General features: G+C 59.1%; 17 protein-coding genes and 1 tRNA gene. 8 read left to right on the forward strand and 10 right to left on the reverse strand.

Annotated features, from left to right (window positions below; genetic code table 11):
- Nucleotides 1–174 precede the first annotated feature (174 nt).
- The gene (locus HZC36_04935) at nucleotides 175–2,784 is read right to left on the reverse strand and encodes a hypothetical protein (GenBank protein MBI5706317.1); all 2,610 of its coding nucleotides are present in this window, start codon (nucleotides 2,782–2,784) and stop codon (nucleotides 175–177) included.
- 121 nt (nucleotides 2,785–2,905) lie between these two features.
- Here HZC36_04935 and thpR point away from each other — a divergent pair, with 121 nt between their 5' ends.
- The 4 genes from thpR (at nucleotide 2,906) to HZC36_04955 (ending at nucleotide 8,041) form a co-directional block, all read left to right on the forward strand.
- Nucleotides 2,906–3,475, forward strand: coding sequence for an RNA 2',3'-cyclic phosphodiesterase (thpR, locus tag HZC36_04940; GenBank protein ID MBI5706318.1), 570 nt, complete (start codon nucleotides 2,906–2,908; stop codon nucleotides 3,473–3,475).
- Between the two features lie 307 nt (nucleotides 3,476–3,782).
- Nucleotides 3,783–4,760: a hypothetical protein gene (locus tag HZC36_04945; GenBank protein ID MBI5706319.1), complete on the forward strand. Its 978-nt coding sequence runs from the start codon at nucleotides 3,783–3,785 to the stop codon at nucleotides 4,758–4,760.
- A 40-nt stretch (nucleotides 4,761–4,800) separates the two neighbouring features.
- Complete coding sequence (locus HZC36_04950; protein ID MBI5706320.1) at nucleotides 4,801–6,429, forward strand: hypothetical protein; 1,629 nt, start codon at nucleotides 4,801–4,803, stop codon at nucleotides 6,427–6,429.
- A 55-nt stretch (nucleotides 6,430–6,484) separates the two neighbouring features.
- The gene (locus HZC36_04955; GenBank protein MBI5706321.1) at nucleotides 6,485–8,041 is read left to right on the forward strand and encodes a hypothetical protein; all 1,557 of its coding nucleotides are present in this window, start codon (nucleotides 6,485–6,487) and stop codon (nucleotides 8,039–8,041) included.
- A 586-nt stretch (nucleotides 8,042–8,627) separates the two neighbouring features.
- Here HZC36_04955 and nrfD read toward each other — a convergent pair.
- Nucleotides 8,628–9,809 (reverse strand): polysulfide reductase NrfD, encoded by a 1,182-nt coding sequence (gene nrfD, locus HZC36_04960; protein ID MBI5706322.1) that lies wholly within the window; start codon nucleotides 9,807–9,809, stop codon nucleotides 8,628–8,630.
- A 185-nt stretch (nucleotides 9,810–9,994) separates the two neighbouring features.
- Nucleotides 9,995–10,933, reverse strand: a complete 939-nt coding sequence (locus HZC36_04965) for a 4Fe-4S dicluster domain-containing protein (GenBank protein MBI5706323.1) — start codon at nucleotides 10,931–10,933, stop codon at nucleotides 9,995–9,997.
- Nucleotides 10,934–11,118: 185 nt separating this feature from the next.
- On the opposite strand from HZC36_04965, the gene HZC36_04970 reads away from it, so the two are divergent.
- A complete protein-coding gene (locus tag HZC36_04970; protein ID MBI5706324.1) occupies nucleotides 11,119–11,319 on the forward strand; it encodes a hypothetical protein in 201 nt (66 codons plus the stop codon).
- A 340-nt stretch (nucleotides 11,320–11,659) separates the two neighbouring features.
- On the opposite strand, the gene HZC36_04975 is transcribed toward HZC36_04970, so the two are convergent.
- The 6 genes from HZC36_04975 to HZC36_05000 all read right to left on the reverse strand — a co-directional run bounded on the left by HZC36_04975 (nucleotide 11,660) and on the right by HZC36_05000 (nucleotide 15,030).
- The gene (locus HZC36_04975; protein MBI5706325.1) at nucleotides 11,660–11,995 is read right to left on the reverse strand and encodes a hypothetical protein; all 336 of its coding nucleotides are present in this window, start codon (nucleotides 11,993–11,995) and stop codon (nucleotides 11,660–11,662) included.
- The gene (locus HZC36_04980) at nucleotides 11,992–12,426 is read right to left on the reverse strand and encodes an Rrf2 family transcriptional regulator (protein ID MBI5706326.1); all 435 of its coding nucleotides are present in this window, start codon (nucleotides 12,424–12,426) and stop codon (nucleotides 11,992–11,994) included. The genes HZC36_04975 and HZC36_04980 overlap by 4 nt, the downstream gene beginning before the upstream one ends.
- A gap of 478 nt (nucleotides 12,427–12,904) precedes the next feature.
- Nucleotides 12,905–12,980 (reverse strand) — tRNA-Glu (locus tag HZC36_04985).
- A 48-nt stretch (nucleotides 12,981–13,028) separates the two neighbouring features.
- Nucleotides 13,029–13,499 (reverse strand): transcription elongation factor GreA, encoded by a 471-nt coding sequence (gene greA / locus HZC36_04990; protein MBI5706327.1) that lies wholly within the window; start codon nucleotides 13,497–13,499, stop codon nucleotides 13,029–13,031.
- A 75-nt stretch (nucleotides 13,500–13,574) separates the two neighbouring features.
- Nucleotides 13,575–13,931 (reverse strand): hypothetical protein, encoded by a 357-nt coding sequence (locus HZC36_04995; protein MBI5706328.1) that lies wholly within the window; start codon nucleotides 13,929–13,931, stop codon nucleotides 13,575–13,577.
- 46 nt (nucleotides 13,932–13,977) lie between these two features.
- Nucleotides 13,978–15,030, reverse strand: a complete 1,053-nt coding sequence (locus HZC36_05000) for an Mrp/NBP35 family ATP-binding protein (GenBank protein MBI5706329.1) — start codon at nucleotides 15,028–15,030, stop codon at nucleotides 13,978–13,980.
- Nucleotides 15,031–15,218: 188 nt separating this feature from the next.
- Between HZC36_05000 and HZC36_05005 the strand changes: the two genes are divergently transcribed.
- The 3 genes from HZC36_05005 to HZC36_05015 all read left to right on the forward strand — a co-directional run bounded on the left by HZC36_05005 (nucleotide 15,219) and on the right by HZC36_05015 (nucleotide 19,187).
- The gene (locus HZC36_05005) at nucleotides 15,219–17,765 is read left to right on the forward strand and encodes a hypothetical protein (GenBank protein ID MBI5706330.1); all 2,547 of its coding nucleotides are present in this window, start codon (nucleotides 15,219–15,221) and stop codon (nucleotides 17,763–17,765) included.
- A 35-nt stretch (nucleotides 17,766–17,800) separates the two neighbouring features.
- Nucleotides 17,801–18,601: a hypothetical protein gene (locus HZC36_05010; GenBank protein ID MBI5706331.1), complete on the forward strand. Its 801-nt coding sequence runs from the start codon at nucleotides 17,801–17,803 to the stop codon at nucleotides 18,599–18,601.
- 67 nt (nucleotides 18,602–18,668) lie between these two features.
- Complete coding sequence (locus HZC36_05015) at nucleotides 18,669–19,187, forward strand: nuclear transport factor 2 family protein (GenBank protein ID MBI5706332.1); 519 nt, start codon at nucleotides 18,669–18,671, stop codon at nucleotides 19,185–19,187.
- Between the two features lie 70 nt (nucleotides 19,188–19,257).
- On the opposite strand, the gene HZC36_05020 is transcribed toward HZC36_05015, so the two are convergent.
- Nucleotides 19,258–20,562 carry an aminotransferase class I/II-fold pyridoxal phosphate-dependent enzyme gene (locus HZC36_05020; protein ID MBI5706333.1) on the reverse strand — a complete coding sequence of 435 codons (1,305 nt, stop codon included), beginning with the start codon at nucleotides 20,560–20,562 and terminating at the stop codon, nucleotides 19,258–19,260.
- Between the last annotated feature and the right edge of the window lie 74 nt (nucleotides 20,563–20,636).

Raw genomic sequence — 20,636 nt, forward strand, 5'->3', positions numbered from 1 at the left:
GGGGGGAGAGGTCGGTGCCTGCCCCGGTTCCATCGGGGAACGCAGTGAACCGGGTGAGGGAGCTTCGCAGTGCGGCAACATGGCGCCGCTCTGGGTTGGGATGAGGGGGTGAGGGGGTAAAGGGACAATGGGTCATCCGCCCTTCATCCCTTCATCCCTTCATCCCATCACTCCCTACTCGGACCCTTGGTCCGAGGCGTTCTCCACGTGGATTGTGGTCGTGTAGGTCTTGTCGCCTACTTTCAGCGTGACCTTGTAGTCACCCGGGCCGAACCGCCTTCGCTGCCCGCCGCCAGGTCCACCGCCAAAGCCGCCACCTGGAGTCCAGCGCTGAACGTGCATGCCCGCCGCGCGATATCCCGTGAGCTGCTGACCGACAGTGTTCCCGTCGACGTCCGTCACCGTGATCGTCACGTCGCCGGTTTGGTCTGCTTTGAAGTAGTAGCAGATGTCTGTGCCGGGCTGCGTGTTTCGCGCCGCCCAGATGCGATCGCCATCCCAGTTGTCCTGCTGGCCGCTGCGCGGGTTCATGATGTACACGTTCTGGGGCCGTGCCAAGAACACGTCCTTGTCGGTGTTGGCTTTGATGAGCTCCTCAAGGGCTGAGATGTTCAGCGTCCAGATGCTGCGACCGTGCGTGGCGATGACGGCGTCGAGCTCGCGGGGATGGATGCGGATGTCGTGCACTGGAACGGTCGGGAACTCCTTGTACTTGGTCCAATTTTCGCCCCGATCGAGCGAGACATAGATCCCGTATTCGGTCCCAACCAGGAGCAGGTCCGGATTCTGAGTGCCTTCACGAACCACGTGGCACGGCTCATCCGTCCGCATCCCGTTCACGATCTTCTTCCAGGTCTTCCCAAAGTCCTCCGTCACGAAGACGTAGGTGCTGATGTCGTCGATCCGGTGGTTGTCGAGGGTCACATAGCATCGGCCGGCCGCGTATTTGGAGGCTTGTACCCGGCTGACGTAGGAATTGCGAGGAACCTCTGCAGGCAGGTTCTCGGCGACCGACGACCAGGTCGCGCCAAAGTCCTGTGTCACCCAAATCTTCCCGTCGTCGGTACCACCCCAGATCACTCCGGCCTTGGCGCCTGATTCGCTGATGGTGATGACCGTGCAATAGTTCTCCGCGCCCGTTCTATCCCAGGTCACGCTCGGGGGCCCGGGCTTCTTGGTCGTGTCGTTGGTAGTCAAGTCCGGGCTGATCGCGGTCATGCCGGCGCCGCGATCTAGGCTCCTGAAGATCTTGTTGCCGCCGAGGTAGACGATCCTCGGGTTGTGTGGCGACAGCTCAATGGGAGTGTTCCAGTTGAACCTGTACGGCGGTTCCCCTTCGGGCCTGGCTGGCCTAAGGTTGCGCCGCTCGCCGGTTCTGAGATTCACCATGCCGGCAGCACCACCCTGGCTTTCAGAGTAAACAACACCCCAGTCGTCGGGGTCGTTCTGCGTGTAGAAGCCATCGCCTCCACCCACGCCGTACCAGTCCCAAAAGGCCACGCTTCCGCGCGCGGTCTGCGTGGGGCCGCCCCAACTGCCGTTGTCCTGAAGCCCGCCATAGACGTAATAGGGCTTCCTCATATCGAACGAGCACGCATAGAACTGGCCGATCGCCATGTAGTTTAGGTGCTCCCAGGTGGCGCCGCCGTCGCGCGTCTGCCCCACGCCGCCGTCCTCGCCGATCAGGATGTGGTTGCTGTCGTTCGGGTTGATCCACATGGCGTGATGGTCCACGTGGACGGAAGTGGGGAAGTTCCGCATCGTTTTGCCCTTGTCGTCGCTGACAAAGATCTGGACATCGGGTGTATAGATGCGATTCTCGTTGTTTGGGTCATACCTTGGGATCGTGAAATAGAAGTAGCGGTAGCTACGCGAACTCATCTTGGTCCACGACTCGCCTCGATCCTCGCTGTAAAAGACGCCGCCCGTTGGGGTGGGGGCAAGCGTCGGGTCAGCGTTCGGAGTCGACGCCTCGATCTGCATGATCATCTTCCGGGGGTCGTTCCGATGGATGTCGATGCCGATGCGGCCATAGGTTCCTTCGGGCATACCCTTGGAGATCTTGCGCCAGGTCTTGCCTGCGTCGGACGATTTGTAGAGCGCGCTGCCCGGCCCGCCGGAAATGTAGTTCCACGGGAGGCGAATGCGCTGGTAAGCCGCTGCGAAAAGGACCCTGTTGTTGGAAGGGTCCATCACCATATCGACCACGCCCGTCTTCTCGTCGATCTTTAGGACGTGCTGCCAAGTCTTGCCCCCGTCGGTGGTTTTGAAGACGCCGCGCTCCTCGTTGGTGCCCCAGAGCTTTCCAAGCGCCGCCACATAGACTGTGTCGTTATCCTTGGGGTCAACGATCACCTGAGAGATGTGGCGCGTGGCCTTAAGACCCATGTCCTGCCAGGTTTTGCCTCCATCAGTGGACTTGTAGGCTCCATCGCCCCAGGACACCGAGTTCCGGCTGTTCTGCTCGCCAGTGCCGATCCAAACCAGGTTCGGGTCTTTCTGGCTCACGTCCACCGCACCGAGCGAAATCGAGGTGCCTCGATCCCACACCGCTTGCATGGTCATGCCGCCATTGGTGGTCTTCCATAGACCGCCCGCTGCCGTGGCCACATAGAAGATCCGCGGCTCTTTTTCAAAGACCGCGATGTCGGCGATGCGCCCACCCATGCGCGTTGGACCCAGGCTTCGAGCCTTTAGCTCGCCCAGGACGTTGTCGAGGTTTTGGCCGAGAGCGGCCGTGGCGGCTAGCGCCGCAAGTACAAAAGACAGGGTTCCCTTAGTCAACCAAATGCTCCTATAGAGTTTGCTCGCGACGGCCTTTCGCCGCGTGTAATGGGGCCAATTCGCCACCGCCCCTCAAATCCCTTCTGCAAGGGGACTTTAGGCCTCATAATCTGGCCATCCCATGCGCCTGTTCTTCGCGATCGACGTCCCCGAAGAGGCCGACGAAGCGCTTTTCGAGGCGCAGCGCGGGCTCCGAGAGTTGCTCGCATGCGCAAAGGTCTCTTGGGCGCCTCAAGAGAAGTGGCACGCAACAATAGCCTTCCTTGGAGAGGTGCCCGAGACCGACCTGCCACAGATCATCGACGCTGGGCGCCGGGCAGCGAGCAGGGCTGAGGAGTTTGAAGTTTCGCTATCCGGCCTTGGCGTGTTTGGCACAAGCGCAAGATACGGCGCTGCGGTTTGGGCAGGTCTGAAGGCGAGTGGCCCGGCGTTTGAGCTGCTTGCCAAAGACCTGCGCCATTCGCTTCGTGAACATTGTCGGGAGCGCGAAGGCGCGGCTTTCGTGCCACACGTGACCTTGGCCAGGGTACGACAGGCCTCCCCTCAACAGCTCAAAACGCTCAGGACCTTCGTCAGGTCCTACACAATTCGGCCATCCGTTCCCTGGCAGTGCGCGCGCATCATCCTCTACGAGAGCACACCCCATACTCCAAATGCCCCGTACAGACGCATTCTGGACTTTTCTTTATAGAATGAATTTCGCCAGAATGGGGCCTAAACGGCGACTCAGAGCCCCCTGATTTGCCAAAACTGACAGCCGAGCCCTGGGCACTCAGATTCAAACGAAGCCCAATGCGGGGGGATTTGCCAAATCTGACCATGCTTGCCCTCCACGTAGCTTTTCGCCAAACCACTAGGTGCAAAATAGGTCACGCATTCGATCTACTCTAGGAGTGAAGTGAGCCTAACCTGGCCATTTCTGACGAGGGTGTAAAGAATAACTAAGGGTCGACCAGAGACACTACGGGACAACGGGTAGATCGAAGACGGAGGAAACGATGCGTTCGGGCACACTGGCCACAATTGCAGTCTTAGCGCTCTGGCTATTGGTGGGAGCAGCCAGCCAAGGCAACCAAAAGCCGGTTCCATTCCCCACACAACTCTTTGCCGAAGCCAAGGACGAGGACTTCGGCGGTGAGGAAGCTTGCGGAGCCTGCCATCCGGATCGGATGGATAGCTACAAGCGATCGCCCCACAGCGAGTTTGTCCACAACGCCAAGCTTGGTCCGTCGAAGCAGGGCTGCGAAGCGTGCCACGGCCCGCTCAACATCCACCAGCGCGAGAACGACCCCAAGGTCATCAGCTACGGAAAGCTCAACTTTGCCGACGTCAACGCGGCCTGTCTGCGGTGCCATCAGTCGACGATGCGTCCCGAGCACTACGCCAAGACGGAGCATGCGCGGGCCAAGGTTTCCTGTACGTCTTGCCACCAAATCCACGTGGAAGCCCCGGGAACCAATTCTGAGAAGTCCGGCAAGCTGGGCGCCGCCGGCACGGTTCGAGTGTCAGCTTTTGCCGCCGAGCGCGCCGTCAAGAAGCTCCTGAAGGCGCCGGAAACCGAGCTCTGTGGCCAATGCCATCGGGCAGAGTCGGCTCAGTTCCGCCAGAACTCCCACCACCCTGTACCCGAAGGAGTGCTCGTTTGCAGCGACTGCCACGAGCCGCATCCTGCGAAGAGCGCAGCGCGCAAGTCCGCTGCCCTGACCCAGAAGTGCATGGGCTGCCATGCGGAGCAAGCCGGACCCTTCGTGTATACGCATGACCCAGTTCAGGGCCTGACCGGCGACGCCTGTATGGAGTGCCACAAGCCGCATGGCTCTAACAACCCAAGGATTCTGAAGAGCTTCAGCCGCGGTCTTTGCATGCAGTGCCACACCGACAAGTCCCAGCACAACCCCGGATCCACTTGCTGGACCGCCGGATGCCATTCGGCCATGCATGGTTCGAACACGGACCGGCTGTTCTTGACCCCGTAACCCCGACCGATCAAAGAGAGACCACCAGGAGGAAATGAACGTGAAACGCTTGCGAGCTGCCGCCATGAGCCTCGTTCTCGCGGCTGCCTTCACCAGCGCACAGGATGCGCAGGATAAGAAAGAGGGTCAGGACGCGGAAGCGACAAAAACCCCGAAGTACTTCGCCACGCTTGGTCTTTACGACTGGGGGTTGAGCGGGAATCCGCACAAGCTGCGGCAGTATGCCACGCCCGCCACGGGTTTGGTGCTGAAGGACTTCTACACCCAATTCGGTGTGCCGAGGGGCCAAGCTTGGCTTCACGCGGCGGGGCCTGGCCAAGAGGACTACGCCTACGAAGGAAGGATGATCTTTAGCAACGGGAAGCTGTCGCTCGACGCTTATCGGATGAGGAACAAGTTCTTCGACAACACGCCGACGTTCATCCCGCACAGCCAACGGGACGTGGAAGAAGTCAACGGCAGGCTCGCCGTCACGGACAATATCGCGGTGAGCGGAACCTACCGCCGGGAGGAGCGCTCGCAGTCCTTTGAGGCGCCGCGCGACCCGCGCAACGATCGCAACTACCTTTGGAATGCCAACATTGACGCCAACCTGAAGGGCGGCTCGGCCAGCGTCGGTGTGACGGAGCGCCGCTATTACGACCGGCTCAACGTCTACCCAGACTCCAAAACCAAACAGGTGCGGTTCTCCTTCGACCATAACATCGGCCCAAAGCTGAACGTTGACGGCACGATCGCCCAGACCAAGATCGAGCAGGGCACGGCGCCCGAGGCGCAGATCGACAATTGGGGCTTGGGGGGCCAATTCACCCTCAGCGATGACACCGAGATTGGCTTCCGAACGACGCGAGAGAAGTCCGATATTCCGCAAGCCAACCGGGCCTGGGTGAGGGAGCGGTTCAGCACGACTGCGAACGTGTATCACAGCATTGGCGAGTGGCAGTTGCAGGCCGGCTATACGCGCCGTGAGCATGAGCGCGTTCGAGGTGACCTCTCTTTTGTCGATCTATCGAAGTGGGACATCTATGAGGGCAGGCTCACCGGCCACGTCAACGATTGGCTCAAGCTGAACTTGAAGGTCAAGCAGCAATCGCTCCGAAAGGGTGCGATCATGCTGACCGAGGACACGCGCGCGCTCTATTTCGACGACCGGACGACGATTCAGGCCAAGCTGGACGGAAGCAGGGGCCGCACCACCGGATACGGCGTGTACACGCAGACCTACCTCGAAAACGAGCCGCGGGACGTGAAGATTCGGAACCACGCCTACACGTTTGGCGGCACCTATCAGCTCACCGACACCATGGACGTGTTCGGGGAATACATGAACGAGAGATCGAACGTGAAGAGCGAAGTAGTCGATCCGTTCGAGCTCAAGCTGTTCTTCCCGCAGAGCACGACGTTCTCTTGCGGCCTGAACTGGGCCACCAGCCAGAACACGTTCCTCAGCATTGCCTTTACCGAATTTGCGACAGACAATGACAACCCTTTGAACCTGCAGGACGGCAACGTCCATGGCAGGACACTCAGCACTACACTACGGCACCGTGCGTCCTCGGGCAACGAGTTCTCCATCACGGTGGCGCCCTGGCGATACAACGACAAGATGTTCAGCCAATTGGGCTTCCGGACGACCTTGATCCAACTGAACGCAAGCATCCGCTTCTAGTGAGCGTAAACGCATGCGACACGAAACCAAAACGGAGCGAACAAAGAGGAAAACCATGAAAGCGAGATGGCTATTAGCGACGGCGGCGTTGGCGCCTTTTGCCGTTGCCGTCCTGGCGCTGCAGAGTTGTGGCGGCGAAGGTGGGCCCATTGGCGGCGGAGGAGGCGGAGGGACCGGTGACACTGCGCTCGTGGCGCAGTTCAAGGGCCTCTTCACCGATTCTCAAAAGGCAGGGGCGACTTATGTCGGCTCTGAATCCTGTGGAGCCACCGGTTGCCACGGGACCCGTGACAATGAGGACATCTATTCGACTTGGCACGAAACCAAGCACTTTGGCAAGAACGTAGGTTGCGAGAGCTGCCACGGTCCTGGCAGCGCGCACGTTGCCAGCCAGAGCGACGCAGATATTTTGACCTTTCCGAAGATCACGAATGCTGTGGTTTGCGGCCAATGCCACGGGCCGATCTATAACGACTATCTTCGGTCTGGCCACCGCCAGATCGTTGAGTCGCCTGTGCATGAAGCCGCAACGAACCCAAATACCTATGGGAAGAGCTCGCGATGCATTTCCTGTCACAGCGGTCTATTCAGGACTGAAATCAACGAAAAGGGCGTCGACGTCGCGACGATGGACAACGCCAGGATCACTGAAATTGCGGAAGAGACCCTCAACGACGTGCCCAACATCGCCAACTGCGCGACGTGCCACAACCCGCATGCCCAGACCGGCAACGTGAGCAAGGGTGGAAAGGAGGTCCAGTTACGGCATCTCGTCCACAACGAGAGCGTGACGGACATCAACGGCGCTCAGACCACCGTGCCGACGCCGGCAACCTTCACGAACTTCAACCACATCTGCGGCCAATGCCACAACGGCCGAGCCGCGGATGGCCGTGACCCCAAGCTGACGAGCAGCACGAGCCGCCCCAACATGCACGACTCCAACCAGTTCAACATGCTGATGGGCGTCGGTGGCGCTGAAGGGGCAGGTCCCCCGATTCGCAACATGGCGCATGCACAAGCCCCTGGCCAATGCTCCGCCTGCCACATGCCGGGTTCCAGGCACACCTTCACGGTGAGCTACGATAAGGGTTGTGCGCCTTGCCATAGCGCCGAAGACGCGGCAGTTCGAAAGAGCGCCATCGCCAATGAGATCACTGGCGGACTGTATTCCCTGCGGCAGAGAATGGCGGACTGGTCGGCATCGTTCTACAACGCCAGCAAGCCTGGTTACGAGAACGTGCCTGCAGCCCTGCGGCCCTATCTGTGGGAGTACTCCACCATGATCAATGCTGCGGCCACGGAACTTGGTATCACGACGACCAACGTTCCAACCAACCACCAGTCGGTGTTGCCGATCCAGATCAAGCGAGCGCGACACAACTACTACTTCATCGTCCGAGACTCCTCCATCTGCCCGCACAACCCGCCGTATGCACGGCACCTGTTGAACGTAGGCAACGACAACATGGATGAACTAACGGGCGGCAGCGCCTACGGAGCCAGCACTTCCAAGAGCAAGTTGCCGAGCTTCGCGGCGATGCAGCGGGTCCTCCAAGCCGACAAGGCACGAGCAGCCCGTGCGGAAATGAACAACCCGCACGACGACTAAAGCCAGAAGCCCGCTCCCTCAACAGGGGGCGGGCTCTCTGAGCCGCCTCTTTGAACATCTGCTCCCGGACCTGAACCGGTATCCTGACTTCCACGAGAGGTCAGGGTGCCGGTTCGCCTTTTGTGTGATGGTTCAGTAACGCTGGCGAATGGGGTTGGTTTAGGGACTCAACGGCGCGCATCCAGCCCAAAGCCGACGAGGTCGCGGAGTTCTCGGGATGGGGGTCGGATTTGCCCCTCCAAGGAAAGCAAGAGAACGACAACGAGTGAATGTCTGGCGCAGCTCTAATCGTCTCCATGAGGGAGTGGACGTTGTTGCTTCGAGGTGGAAGCAGACCTTGCCGGTTGAGACGGCAAAGCAGGAATCTGATTTCTCAACGTCGTCTCTGGCTCGAAGGAGCTGGCCAGCACTTGAAAGCCGAGGACTGGGCCGCATCTCAAGTGTCGGTCAACGAGGTCCAACGGCCCAACGTGATGGAACGTCGAGCGGGGTCCTGGAACCTGGCGCAAGGGAATGCGCAAGTCCAGAAGGATTGCCTCGTTGACCTTTGAGATGGCTTCTATCGCTGCAATCGCTGACAAAGGTCTCAGTCGTGGGCAGGTTGGCCTTTCTTGCTAAAGAGGATTTCCACAGCGACTTTGACCATGAGGGTGAAGATCAGGAACCCGATGCCGAACACGCCGATCGCAACACGCACTTCCGAGGCGCTGGGCACGTAGTGGTAAATCTGCCCCAATGGATCGGGCGTGTAGCCAGGGATGATCAAAGCGATGCCCTTCTCGATATAGACCGACAAGTAGATGAGCACACACCCTACGTTCATCGTGATCGGGTTCATGCGAGTCTTGGGCACAATGAAGAGAACAAAGGACGAGATCGCAAAGAGTAGAGACATCCAAGCATACGGAGCGATCGGGGAGCTTTCTCCATGGAGTCCGGTGAAAAGGTACTGGTAGTGTACCAAGTGATGCGTGTTCGAGTAGTACTCCTTGAACACTTCAGCACCAAAGAGGAAAAGGTTCAAAGCCATGGCGTATGCCATATACTCGGCTACCTTATGGATCGCCTCGTCCTTGATTTCAAAAGACGATATTTTTCTCAATATCTGGAAAAGAATCAGGAGAAGGGCCGGGCCAGAGCAAAATGCGGAAGCAATGAACCTCGGAGCCAGAATGGCGCTGTTCCAGTAGGGGCGGCTCGCCATGCCGTTGTAAAGGAACGCGGTCACCGTATGAATGCCAATGGCCATCGGGATCGACAAGATGACAAGGGGAACCACGATCTTTGGGTTGTATTTCTTGCCATGATAGGCGCAATAGACCAAATATGTGGCTACGCAGAAATTGATCAATAGGTAAGCGTTCAGAACCGTGGCATCCCAAGCCATGATCGACTGCGGCAAGTGCATGTGCCCAATGAATGGTATGAGATGCCAGAAGCGGTCTGGCCGACCCATGTCAACGCTAACGAAGAGTAGGCACATAATGATCGAGGCGACGGCTAGCAGCTCGCCGAAAATGACAACCTCTTTGATTGGTTTCCAGTTGTAGACATAGGCGGGAATAACCAGCAAGACCGCAGCAGCAGCAACGCCGACCAAGAACGTAAAGTTACCAATATAGAAACCCCACGAGACGGAGTCGCGCATATTGGTGGTGATGAGTCCGTACTGGAATTGATGGGCATAGGCGAAAACCGCCTGCAAGATGCAGACGCATAGCAGAGCAAGCCAGAGGTAATAGGTTCTGCTTCCACCCAAAAATGCCATCCGTGCGGTTCCTGAAACGAAGTTCCAGGGAGTTCTTAGGACTTTCATTGAATCATGGTTCCTTTTTGAAGCCACCACTTCGTCTCACGAGAGGCGGTGCACGAGCTGCAAGTGCTTATGCTGAGCCTCCAAAGTGGTGCTCAGCCCGATCGCAGACGTGTAAAGACGAATTACCTGGAGCATCCTTACAAACCGTAGTAGTAGAAGAATTTGGGTTGGGTGTTCAACTCCTCTTTCAGAATCAGAACACGCTTGTTCTCAATGATGTAGCGGACCTCGCTCTCCGGGTCAAGAAGATTGCCAAACTTGCGGGCACCCACCGGACAGGCTTCCACACACCTTGGATAGAGTCCCTTTCGAACTCTTCCAATGCACCAAGTGCACTTTTCAACCACGCCACGGGGTCGCGGCCTGTTGCCGAGGTAATCGGTCTCCGTATTTATCTGATCCTTCGGAATCGTTGGAGTTGTCCAGTTGAAACGTCGCGCACCGTAAGGGCAAGCTGTAATGCAGCATCGGCACCCAATGCACCAGTTGTAGTCGATGACGACGATGCCGTCGGGCTCCTTCCACGTTGCACCCACCGGACAGACTTTCACGCAAGGAGGATTCTCACAGTGCTGACAAGCGACCGGCATATAGAACTTGCCTGGGGCGGGGACTTCCTCGTGGTCGTAAAACGCATCTGCTTTGGCAAGATCAACACCTCCCTCTTTGTCCATTTCCAAGACCGTGATCCAATGCGTCTGTGGGTCACGAGATTGGTTGTTTTCGTCTACGCATGCGTAGACACACTTCCGGCAACCTATGCACCTGGAAAGGTCGAGCGCATATCCGTACAGCACACCCTCCAAAGGCGGTGTGGAGGTAACGTTAATGTGCTTGCCGTAATCTTCCCAGTACTGCTTTTCCATCCGGGCGAGTGTCGTCTTCAGTTCTTCCGGCGAAAGGTCCTTAAAGTACTTCTGAACGAAATCGTCACGTATTCGCTTATCCGCCAGACAGCCCGTCAGGGAAGCCGTTGCAGCCAGCGAAAAAAAGGTCTGGACGATTATCTCGCGGCGACTTGGCCCGTTACGATCCATCTTCGGGGGCGGTTTTGAAGCGACTTGAAGTTTGCTCATCGTGTGACCTTCCAGAATCACCGGATCTCCTCTTGTGGCAGTGGAGGGGGCATAGGCTTGAGTGGCTTGAAGCGAGGGGAGTGGGGGTTGTGACAGCTTACGCAGAGCAAGTACTGCTTCTGTCCCGACCAGGATCCCGTCCGCTTTCCGTGTTCACCGGCTTTCCAAGCGCGAAGTGTCGGGCCATGGCATTGGCCACAGAGACGATAGGACTCAGTGAACGGAACAGGGCGGCCGTCAGCAAGGTGAAGCTGGTCGCGATTTTGGGCATCGTGGCAATCGAGACACCACCTGTTCTTTTCATCATGGTGCAGCTCGATGTCAGGATGGGCATCCACGGCATGTGGGGTTCGGTTGACGATCGCATCCTTCATATGGCAGTTTGAACACGGAAAGATGCCTTCAGAAAAAGGTGGAGGCGACACAGGAAGCAGATTTGCAGTTCCGCCATTGGGTCTGGTTGAAGCATTGTTGAAGTGGAGGGATCTCCCGGTTGTCTGGTCGCAACCGCTCAAGAGAATGGAGCCGATCCCTACCGCCATCCAGATAGATGGCTTGCCAAAGGTTGCTTTTAGTCTATTTCGCACGTGCGTGCTCCTCAATTCTGAAAGAGAAGAGCTGAATAGCCGCTCCCCACCTGATGCTCTACTTTGACGGGCTGGATTCAATGATCCTGATTCTCTGAATCCGTCATAGAGAATCCAGCCGAACCCAATGTTGAGCCTGCTACTTGCTCTTTTCGTCGCCGGGCAACGTGCCCTTCTTGAGTTCGTCGCCGTTCTTGACACCATCTTTGTCCGAGTCGAGCGCCTCGATCTTTTTAAGGATGCCAGCCGTCAGCTCCGAGCCTCCCGAGGCCTTAAGAGCCTTGTCAACATCCCTGCCGTAAGCGTTGACAGGGCCGCCCTTATTTGATGGATGACAAGCGGTGCACATGGCTTTTGAAAGCGCCGAGCCGGCCGGTGCTTTGTAGGCGCCAATGAAGGTCTTGAGAAACATCGGCTTTGGCATGGCGAAGCAGGCGATCGAGCCGAGGATGACGAGGATTGTTGTTCTTTTCATGGTTGTTCTCGATGAGGATGCGAAAGAGAATTCTTGTTGCCTTGATGACCTGCCTCCTTGATCCCTTCCGAGCCGGCAAGACCTTCTAGCGTGCGGCTTGCGAGGATATGGCAGACCGAGTCCCTCATCCCACTCCAAAGGTGGTGGAGCTGACAAGGAGATTCGGCGTTGCAGACTCGGTCGTGGTTCAAGAAACACCAAGGCTTCACAAATGGGCCCTCGTATGCTTCGATGATCTCCAGTAGGGTGATTTCAGAGGCGGACCGGGCCAAGCTGTATCCACGCACGGCGCCTCGATGAGGCCGGAGCAATCCGGAATTGACCAGTTGGCTGAAGATATTGCGGGCGAATTTACACGGGATCGAGGCGCCGGTTGCGATCTCTTCGGCTTGGATGGGGCGGCCCGGGGGCTGGCCGGCAATCCACATCATTGCCGACAAAGCGTACTCACATCCCCTCGTCAGTCGAAGAACCTGTGCCATTGGGTTGAGTCACTCAAGTGTCTCAATTGAATGACTGATGCCAGTTTAGGTGATGTCTATCCAGATGTCAAGGGTTTTGGGCAGAAAATATCAAAATAGGATCGACGCTAGGGAATCGGAACGGGCTTGGTGAGCATTCCGACAGTAGGGTAACGGATCGTTCCGGACACATGGTTGACACGTCCTCCCACGGCCAGAGCGAGCCGTGGGAGGACGGCCGTGCCCTGGAAGGAGTGTTCGGCAATCGACGAACGATCGTTTATTGTCGCTCGCCATTTGGAGGGTGAGGAGATGGGCCACTTGACCCGCTTCGAAACTGCTGGGTACAGCTTCTGGGGATACCTTGGATCGTCATCCGACGTCGTGAAAGGCTAATTCTGGCCGTGCGGATTATCCAGCCGTTCTTCCGGCATGGACAAAGGGGGAGTGGTAGCCCGGACGGGACTTGAACCCGCGACCTCCGCCTTGAAAGGGCGGCATCCTAACCACTAGACGACCGGGCCAGAAGCTCTGGATTGTGGCCTATTCAGGGCCTTCTCGGCAAGCGGGGCCTAATCGATCGACTCGACCCTGTAGCGCTGCGTGCCCGCCGGCGTTTCCACGTCGGCCTCGTCTCCCACTTCTTTGCCAAGGATCGCGGACCCCAGCGGGGACGTTATCGAGATGAGATTCTTGGCCGGGTCGGCTTCGTAAGACCCGACGAGGGTCACCTGAAGCTTGTCTCCCCATTCCATGTCCTCGAGAGTGACCACCGAACCCAAGTGCGCCACGTGCTCACTGGCCTCCGGCCGTTCGACGATCTTCGCGACGAGCAGCATTTTCTCCAGTTCCCCGATGCGCTGTTCGAGGCGGTCTTTGTTGAGCTTGGCTTCATGGTACGCGGCGTTCTCACGGAGGTCGCCGTGCGATTTGGCCTCGCGGATCGCCTCTGCGATCTCGCGTCGGGCTCGCGATTTCAGATCGTCGAGCTCTTCCTTCAGGCGATGATAACCCTCAGGGGTGAGCATTACGGGGTTCGACATGGGAAGGTGATTGTAGCACGGGAGGCCTTGCAATGCCCAGGCAAAGAGCTGGAGCAGAGCCTTGGGGCATGGCCGTCAGTCCCCGATCCCTCTACGCCTGTCCGTGGCGCCAGACTGCCAAGCCACTAAGAAATAGGCGCCGCCAATGCCCAGAACAGCCCCAGATATCCGAAGGGTCTCATCGGGCCAGAAAAAGTGGGCGGCCAAGAAGCAGGTCGCTGCAATCAGGACTGCGCGAGCGATAGGCAACGTCAGGGGTTTTTGTACTTCACGCCTGAAGCGCTCCCTGAACCCCTCGAAGGTGGGATCGGGAACGGGATTGGGATTCTCTCTGCAAAAGTCGCCGTGAGCCAGCCGGAGGTTCTCCTGTTGGAGTTCCTCGGTCAACCGAACCAGTTTGCCGTCGCGCCAGGTCAATGGCTGATCGTCCATGGCTTCACCGTTGCATGGGCGGCGGGGCACTGATCATGGGCAAGACCTACAAACCTGCAGGCTTCATCGAGCCGATGCTGATTTGGGCGGCAAGGTTCCCTGCGATCTTGCGAAAGGCATCGGCTTGCGGCCTATCGGGCCAGGCGATCAAAGAGGGCACTCCCTCATCCGAAGACGAACTGATCGACGGATCGAGCGGGATCGACCCCAAGAACGGCGTGTCCAGCCGATGGGCCAGGTCCTCGCCCGAGAGACCCGTGAAGATCGGCGTTTCTTCGCCGCACTTGGGGCAGATGAAGCCCGCCATGTTCTCGACGACGCCCAAGATCGGCGCTTCGAGCTTGCGGAAGAGCTGGACCGCCTTGCCCGCGATGTTCGCGGCCACGTGGTGAGGGGTTGCGACGATCACGACGCCCGTGAGGGGGGCTAGCTGGGCCAGCGACATTGGCGCGTCGCCGGTGCCAGGGGGAAGGTCCACCAACAGGTAGTCGAGCTCTCCCCAGTCCACATCCTCCAAAAGCTGCTTTACGGTTCCGGCGACCATCGGGCCGCGCCAGAGCACAGCTTGGCCCTCTTCGAGGAGGAACCCGAGCGACATCAGCTTGAGCCCGTACTTCTCGATCGGCATGATCTTGTTGTTTTGGGTCATCGGGCTCTCGTCGCAGCCGAGCATCAACGGGATGCTGGGACCATAGACGTCGGCATCGAGGAGACCCACCTTGGCGCCCTTTTCGGCGAGCGCAATGGCAAGGTTGACGGTGACCGTGCTCTTGCCGACACCTCCCTTGCCGCTGGCGATCGCGACGCAGTTCTTGACCCCGGGGATCAGGTCTTCCTTGCGGACCTCGTGCTTTCGAACCTGGGCGGTCATCTCGATTTCGACCGAGGCGACTCCAGGCAAGGCGCGGACCACGTCCTCAGCCTGCTCTTTGAGGAGGTCTTTGACCGGGCAAGCGGGGGTGGTCAGTTCGATTTTGAAGACGACGTTGCCACCGTCGACAGAAAGGTCCTTGACGAATCCCAGGGAGACGATGTCGCGATGCAGGTCGGGGTCCATCACGGCGCGCAGGGCGTTTAGGACGTCGTCGGTGGTAGGCATGGGCTTTGAGGGTACCCGGAGGCCCCCTCACCCGGTTCGGTGCCCTCACCGGCCTCTCCTACGAGGGGCGAGGCAGTTGCCCCCTCACCCGGTTTGTTGCCCATTCCGGCCTCTTCAACGAGGGGCGGGCCTCACGCTGATGGGGAGCTGAGACTCTATATGCCAAACTCCCTCAAGAGGCTCCAACCATGCTCACACTCCTCGCCACCCTCGCTCTTGCCCCAGAAGCCCTCGCCCAGCAAAGCGCGCCTCAGATGCTCCCGGTGGGCAAGTTGATCCAGCCCGCCGGCAGGCACGTCGGCGTGGGCAGCTACCCGGTCAACATGGCCGCCACTCCCGACGGCGAGAAGGTCGTGGTCACCGACATCGGCTTTCGACAGGCGCTGACCGTGCTCAGCAAGGACGGCAAGCTGCTGAGCCGGATCGAGGTGAACAAAGAGGTCGGCAATGACAAGGAAGGGCTCTACTACGGCCTCGCCTTCCGCCCGCCTGCGCCAAACGTCCGCATGTCGGGCCATGCGCTGTATGCCTCGCGCGGAGCGGAAGACAAGATCGCGCCCTATATCATCGACTCCAAGGGGACCATCCGAGCCGTCGAGGGCACGATTGCCAACCCTTCGGGCGACAAGGACCTCCCCAACCACCCCGCAGGAATCGCCTTTAGCTCGGATGGCTCGCGCCTCTATGTCGCCAACAACCAGACCGGACTGCCCACGAACTTCGTGGGCTCCGTCTCCGTGATCTCGATGGCCGATGGCGGAGAAGAGAAGCGCATCCTCACGCGCGGCTTTCCCTTTGCGCTGGCGGCCATCACCAAGGGCGCGGCCAAGGACAAGAAGGTTTATGTCGCCAGCGAGCGCGACGGGCTCGTGGAGTCGCTGGACGTCGAGAAGGCGGAGGTCAAGCGGCAGATCGTGACCGGCGCGCAGCCCGAAGGCCTCCTGCTCAACGAGAGCCAAAGCCGCCTCTACGTCGCAAACGCCGGCAGCGACACCGTCAGCGTGGTGGACACGAGCACCGACAAGGTGCTGGCGACCATCCTGCTTCGGCCCACCGAACTGCGCGGTCTCCCCGGCGTCGCGCCGACGGGCATGGCGCTCTCGCCGGACCAGAAGACGCTTTACGTCGCGATGGGCGACATGAACGCGGTGGGGGTGGTCGACCTCGACAAGAACGCGCTGGTCGGCATGATCCCGACAGGTTGGCTGCCCACGAGTTTGGTGGCCTACAAGGACCACCTCTTGGTGGCCTGCGCCAAGGGCGTGAGGGCCATGAATCCAAACGGCAAGCCCGTGGGGAAGTGGGGCCAATACATCCAGGACATCATCGAGGGCTCGGTCTCCAATATCCCGCTAGGCAACCCCAAGCAGCTTGAGCAATGGACCCGGACGGTGGTCAAGTGCAACCGCTTGCGCCCAGGGCTGGAATCGGCAAGTCACCCCACCTTCGCAAACCCGGGCATCCAGCACGTGATCTATGTGATCAAGGAGAACCGGACCTACGACAACGTGCTCGGAGACCTGAAGCAGGGCAACGGCGACCCCAGCATCTGCCTGTTCCCGCGCAAGGTGACCCCCAACCAGCACGCGCTCGCGGAGCGGTTCGTGCTGCTGGACAACTTCTACGTCTGTGCAGAGGTCAGCCAGGACGGATGGATGTGGTCCACCTGCGGGATGGTCAGCCCCTATGCCAGCCGCAATACGCCCTATAACTATAGCGGCCGCGGGAGGAACTACGACACCGAGGGATCGAACAACAACGTGCCGATCGACCTTCTGGGCATCGCAGACGTGGCCCGTCCCGCCAGCGGCTACATCTGGGACCACTGCGGCAAGTTCAACGTCACGTTCCGCAATTACGGGTTCTTCACGACCTTCCTGGACCCCAAGGACAAACGCTACGACGCCTTGAGCCCGGAAGGGGATAACTTCCCGACGAAGAAGGCGCTCCTGGGCTCGACGGACGTGGACTTCCGGCGCTATGACCTGAACTATGCCGACAGCGAGGCTTGGGTGAAGTACGACAGCCCGTTTCCGAAGCAGGTCAAGAGGATGGGCCGATACGACATGCCGAGCCGGTTCTCGGAGTGGTACCGCGAGTTCAAGGAGTTCGAAGCACAGGGCAGAATGCCGAGGTTCCAGATGATCCGCTTCCCGGTGGACCACACCGCCGGCACCAGCGCGGGCATGCCCACGCCTGAGGCAATGGTCGCGGACAACGACTACGCCGTTGGGCAGCTTGTGGAGGCCGTCTCGAAGAGCCAATTCTGGGAGTCGACGGTGGTCTGCATCCTGGAAGACGACGCCCAGGCCGGATACGACCACGTTGACGCGCACCGTTCGACGGCCTATCTGATCAGCCCGTACATCAAGAAGGCAACGGTAGACCACCGGTTCTACAACACCGACTCGATGCTGCGGACGATGGAACTGCTGCTCGGCATGCCGCCGATGTGCCAATACGACGCGGTCGCCGACCCGATTGACGTGTTCGGGAGAGACCTAACGAACTTAGAGCCGTTCGCAGCGATCCTGCCGGCGAAGGAGATCGTGACGGCGGTCAACAAGAAGACGGCCTATCGTCAGAAGGACAGCGCGAAGATCAGCCGCTGGGCGGAGGAGTCGGCGATCGACGAGGACCTCAACGACATCCTTTGGGGCGCGATCAAGGGAGCAAGAACGCCGAGGCCGAGGGTGGTGAGGTCGCTTGGGTACAGGGCAGGAAGGGAAGACTAGGCGGAGTGAGTAGAATCTCACTTTGAGAAGCGAAAGTGTCAAGTCTCGTCCATGAGATTGCCTACAGAAACAAACGTCGAATGGCGCTTGCGACAGCGAGTCTAATTGCTCTGCCGATTTTGTGCGCTTGGGTTTCCGGGAATGCCAGCTACATCTTGTATGGGTTGTTCCTGCCCGCCTTCTTCGTTATTTGGATGCGGCTTGTCGGCGGCAAGAGCCAGTTTGTACCGCTGGAGCCTGATACTGAGGCTGCTTTGGCCAGAGCCAGTGCAAGCGCTGGGGTCATGGGTGTCAAGTTCCACAAAATGGAATCCGGCGACAACTGCAACTATCCTCGACCGCTTGTTGTCGGGGCTTCTGTTTCCCTATCCCGTAGAGTCCTGCGGGAATGGTCCCATCCAGCTATTGTGTGGATGGTCCGAGCTGAGTCTCTCGCAGAAAAGCGGTTTGCGCGGTACGTCGAGCGTTGGATCTTGGCAAGTGCGGTCCTTGGGTTACTCCTGATGAGCTATCTTGAGAGGCTGCACGTGGAGCGCCTTTTCATAGCTGCTCCTGTCGCCCTGATTCTCGGTGTGGTCGCGCTTGCAAGCTATTTCAGCCAAAGGTTCCAATTAGCTTCAGACCTGGAGTGTTGCTCAACAGAACACGATTTTTCAGCCGCCAAAGAGGCGCTCTCTACCTCTTTCTTCGCTCAATCTGAATACACTTTCTCGAACCGCTGGCTCTATTCTAGGCGAGAGCTTTCGAAGCGAGCCAGGAATCTGGGGATCACGCTTGAGAAGGGTTTCAAAGTGGGTAATGTCCCTGGCCAAAGCGATAGCGATACAAAAGAGTAGACATTCGTTACCTCTCCGGTCCATACTGTTCCGAACAACCGGGCGGGGAGCCCGCGGGGTGATACCAATGCGAAAACTAGTGACGATTTTTACCGCCGTGGCCGTGTGCGCCTCGGCGATGGCGTTCGACGAGTCGGCCGACTTCGGCAAGTTCCTCAAGGGGTTCATGCCGAAGCTTGAGAAGGCGTTTGCGAAGATGGATGTCAAGTTCTTTGAGGACTGGACGACCGACGACTTCACCGAGACCATGATGGGCCGCACCTCGACCAAGAAAGAGTCGATGGCGAACATGCGGATGCAGCTCATGGCGACCAAATCCATGACCGCCAAATTCAAGGTGCTCTCCTCCAAAGCTGCCAAGGGCACAGGGATCTCGATGACCCATGGTGTGATCGCGATGTTCACCAAGCCGACCGAGCAGGACAAGGTCTCTCACAAGTGGGAGATGGAAGTCTGGGAGAAGCAGACCTGGGCTAAAGTGGGCAACGTTTGGAAGCTGAAGAGGCTGGAAGAAGCCAAGCCGCTGAAGATGAAGGTGGATGGCAAGGCCATTGACCCGAAGCAGGCGATGGGCGGCGGCGGGTAGTCCAGCGGCAAGCAAGACGAAATGGCCCCCACGGCGTCGCCGTGGGGGCCATTTCTGTGTGAATCGGCCGCTAGGCTAGCTCCAACGCCGCCTCCAGATCAGCCAAGACGTCGCGGACGTCCTCGATGCCGAGGCTCATTCGGATGCCACCAGGTGAGATTCCTGCCGCGAGCTGGGCATCGGGCGGGATCGTGCTGTGCGTCATCGAGGCCGGATGCTCGATTAGCGTTCGAATCTGCCCCAGCGACACAGCGAGCGTGATCGAGAGCGATGACGAGGCGATTTGGTTGATCACCTTGACCGCCTTGGCATACGACTCCGACGGTTCTCCCTCCATCTCGAAGTAGAGCATCGAGCCGGGCGCGAAGTTGCCGTCGATGTCGCGCATCTGCTGGCAGGCGAGCTCCCGCTGTGGGAAGCTGTCCAGCCCGGGATACAGGACCTTGGCGACCTTAGGGTGCAGGTCCAGGAACTCGGCGACGCGCATCGCGTTCTGCTGCTGGCGCTCAACCCGCAGCGAGAGCGTGGGGACTCCATAAGTGAGGATGGTCCACGCCACTTTCGGCGAAAGCGAACCGCCGAAGTCCTTGCGAAAGAGGAGCAGGTCAGTCTCTGCGGCCCGCGGGCCGATGACCGCGCCGCCCATGTCCGCGCCAAAGCCACCCAGGTTCTTCGTGAGCGAATGGACCACGAAGTCAACGCCCATCGTGAGCGGGCGCTGGCAGAAGGGAGTGGCAAACGTGTTGTCGACGATCGTTCGAATGCACTTACCGTCTTCGCGCTTCTTGTTCGCTTCTTGAACCAGATCGACCACCGCGCGAATGTCAATGAGGTCAAGGGTGGGGTTGCATGGCGATTCGAAATAAGCCACTCGAGTCTCGGGCCGGATCGCCTTCTTGACGGCCGATAGGTCGCGGAAATCCACCAGGGTGTGCGAGATGCCGAACCGCTCGAGCCAGTTCGTGATGAAGCTGTAGGTGCAGCCATAGAGCGTGTGGTGGGCCAGAACGTGATCGCCTGCCCTCACATGGATGCCGATGGCCGCGCTGATCGCGGCCATGCCCGTAGCGAAGGAGACGGCGGTTTCGCCCTTTTCAGCGAATGCAAGCGTTTCCTCGAGCAGACCCTGCCCCGGCTCATCCAGGCGGTCATAGATGTAGATCGGCCGAATGGTGTGGCGGTCGAGTTCGGGGTTGGCGAACTGCTGGAACGCTTGCGCGCCGCGCTCTGCCGACCTGAGCCGGAACGCGACCGAAGTCGTGATCGGGGGCAGAATGTGGTCCTCAAAATCCCACTTGGAGGACGTGAACTTGCCGTGGATGAGCACGGATCGGTCCCGGTAGGGCTGGTGATGATTGACGTTGGAAGGCGGCATGGGGCCGCCGTTTGGTTTGGGTTTCTCTGCCATGTTTTGGCCTCCTCACTTCGTCGTGATTCGAGGCCGGCGCA

It is taken from the genome of Armatimonadota bacterium (assembly GCA_016223145.1).
Lineage (GTDB): Bacteria > Armatimonadota > Fimbriimonadia > Fimbriimonadales > Fimbriimonadaceae > Nitrosymbiomonas.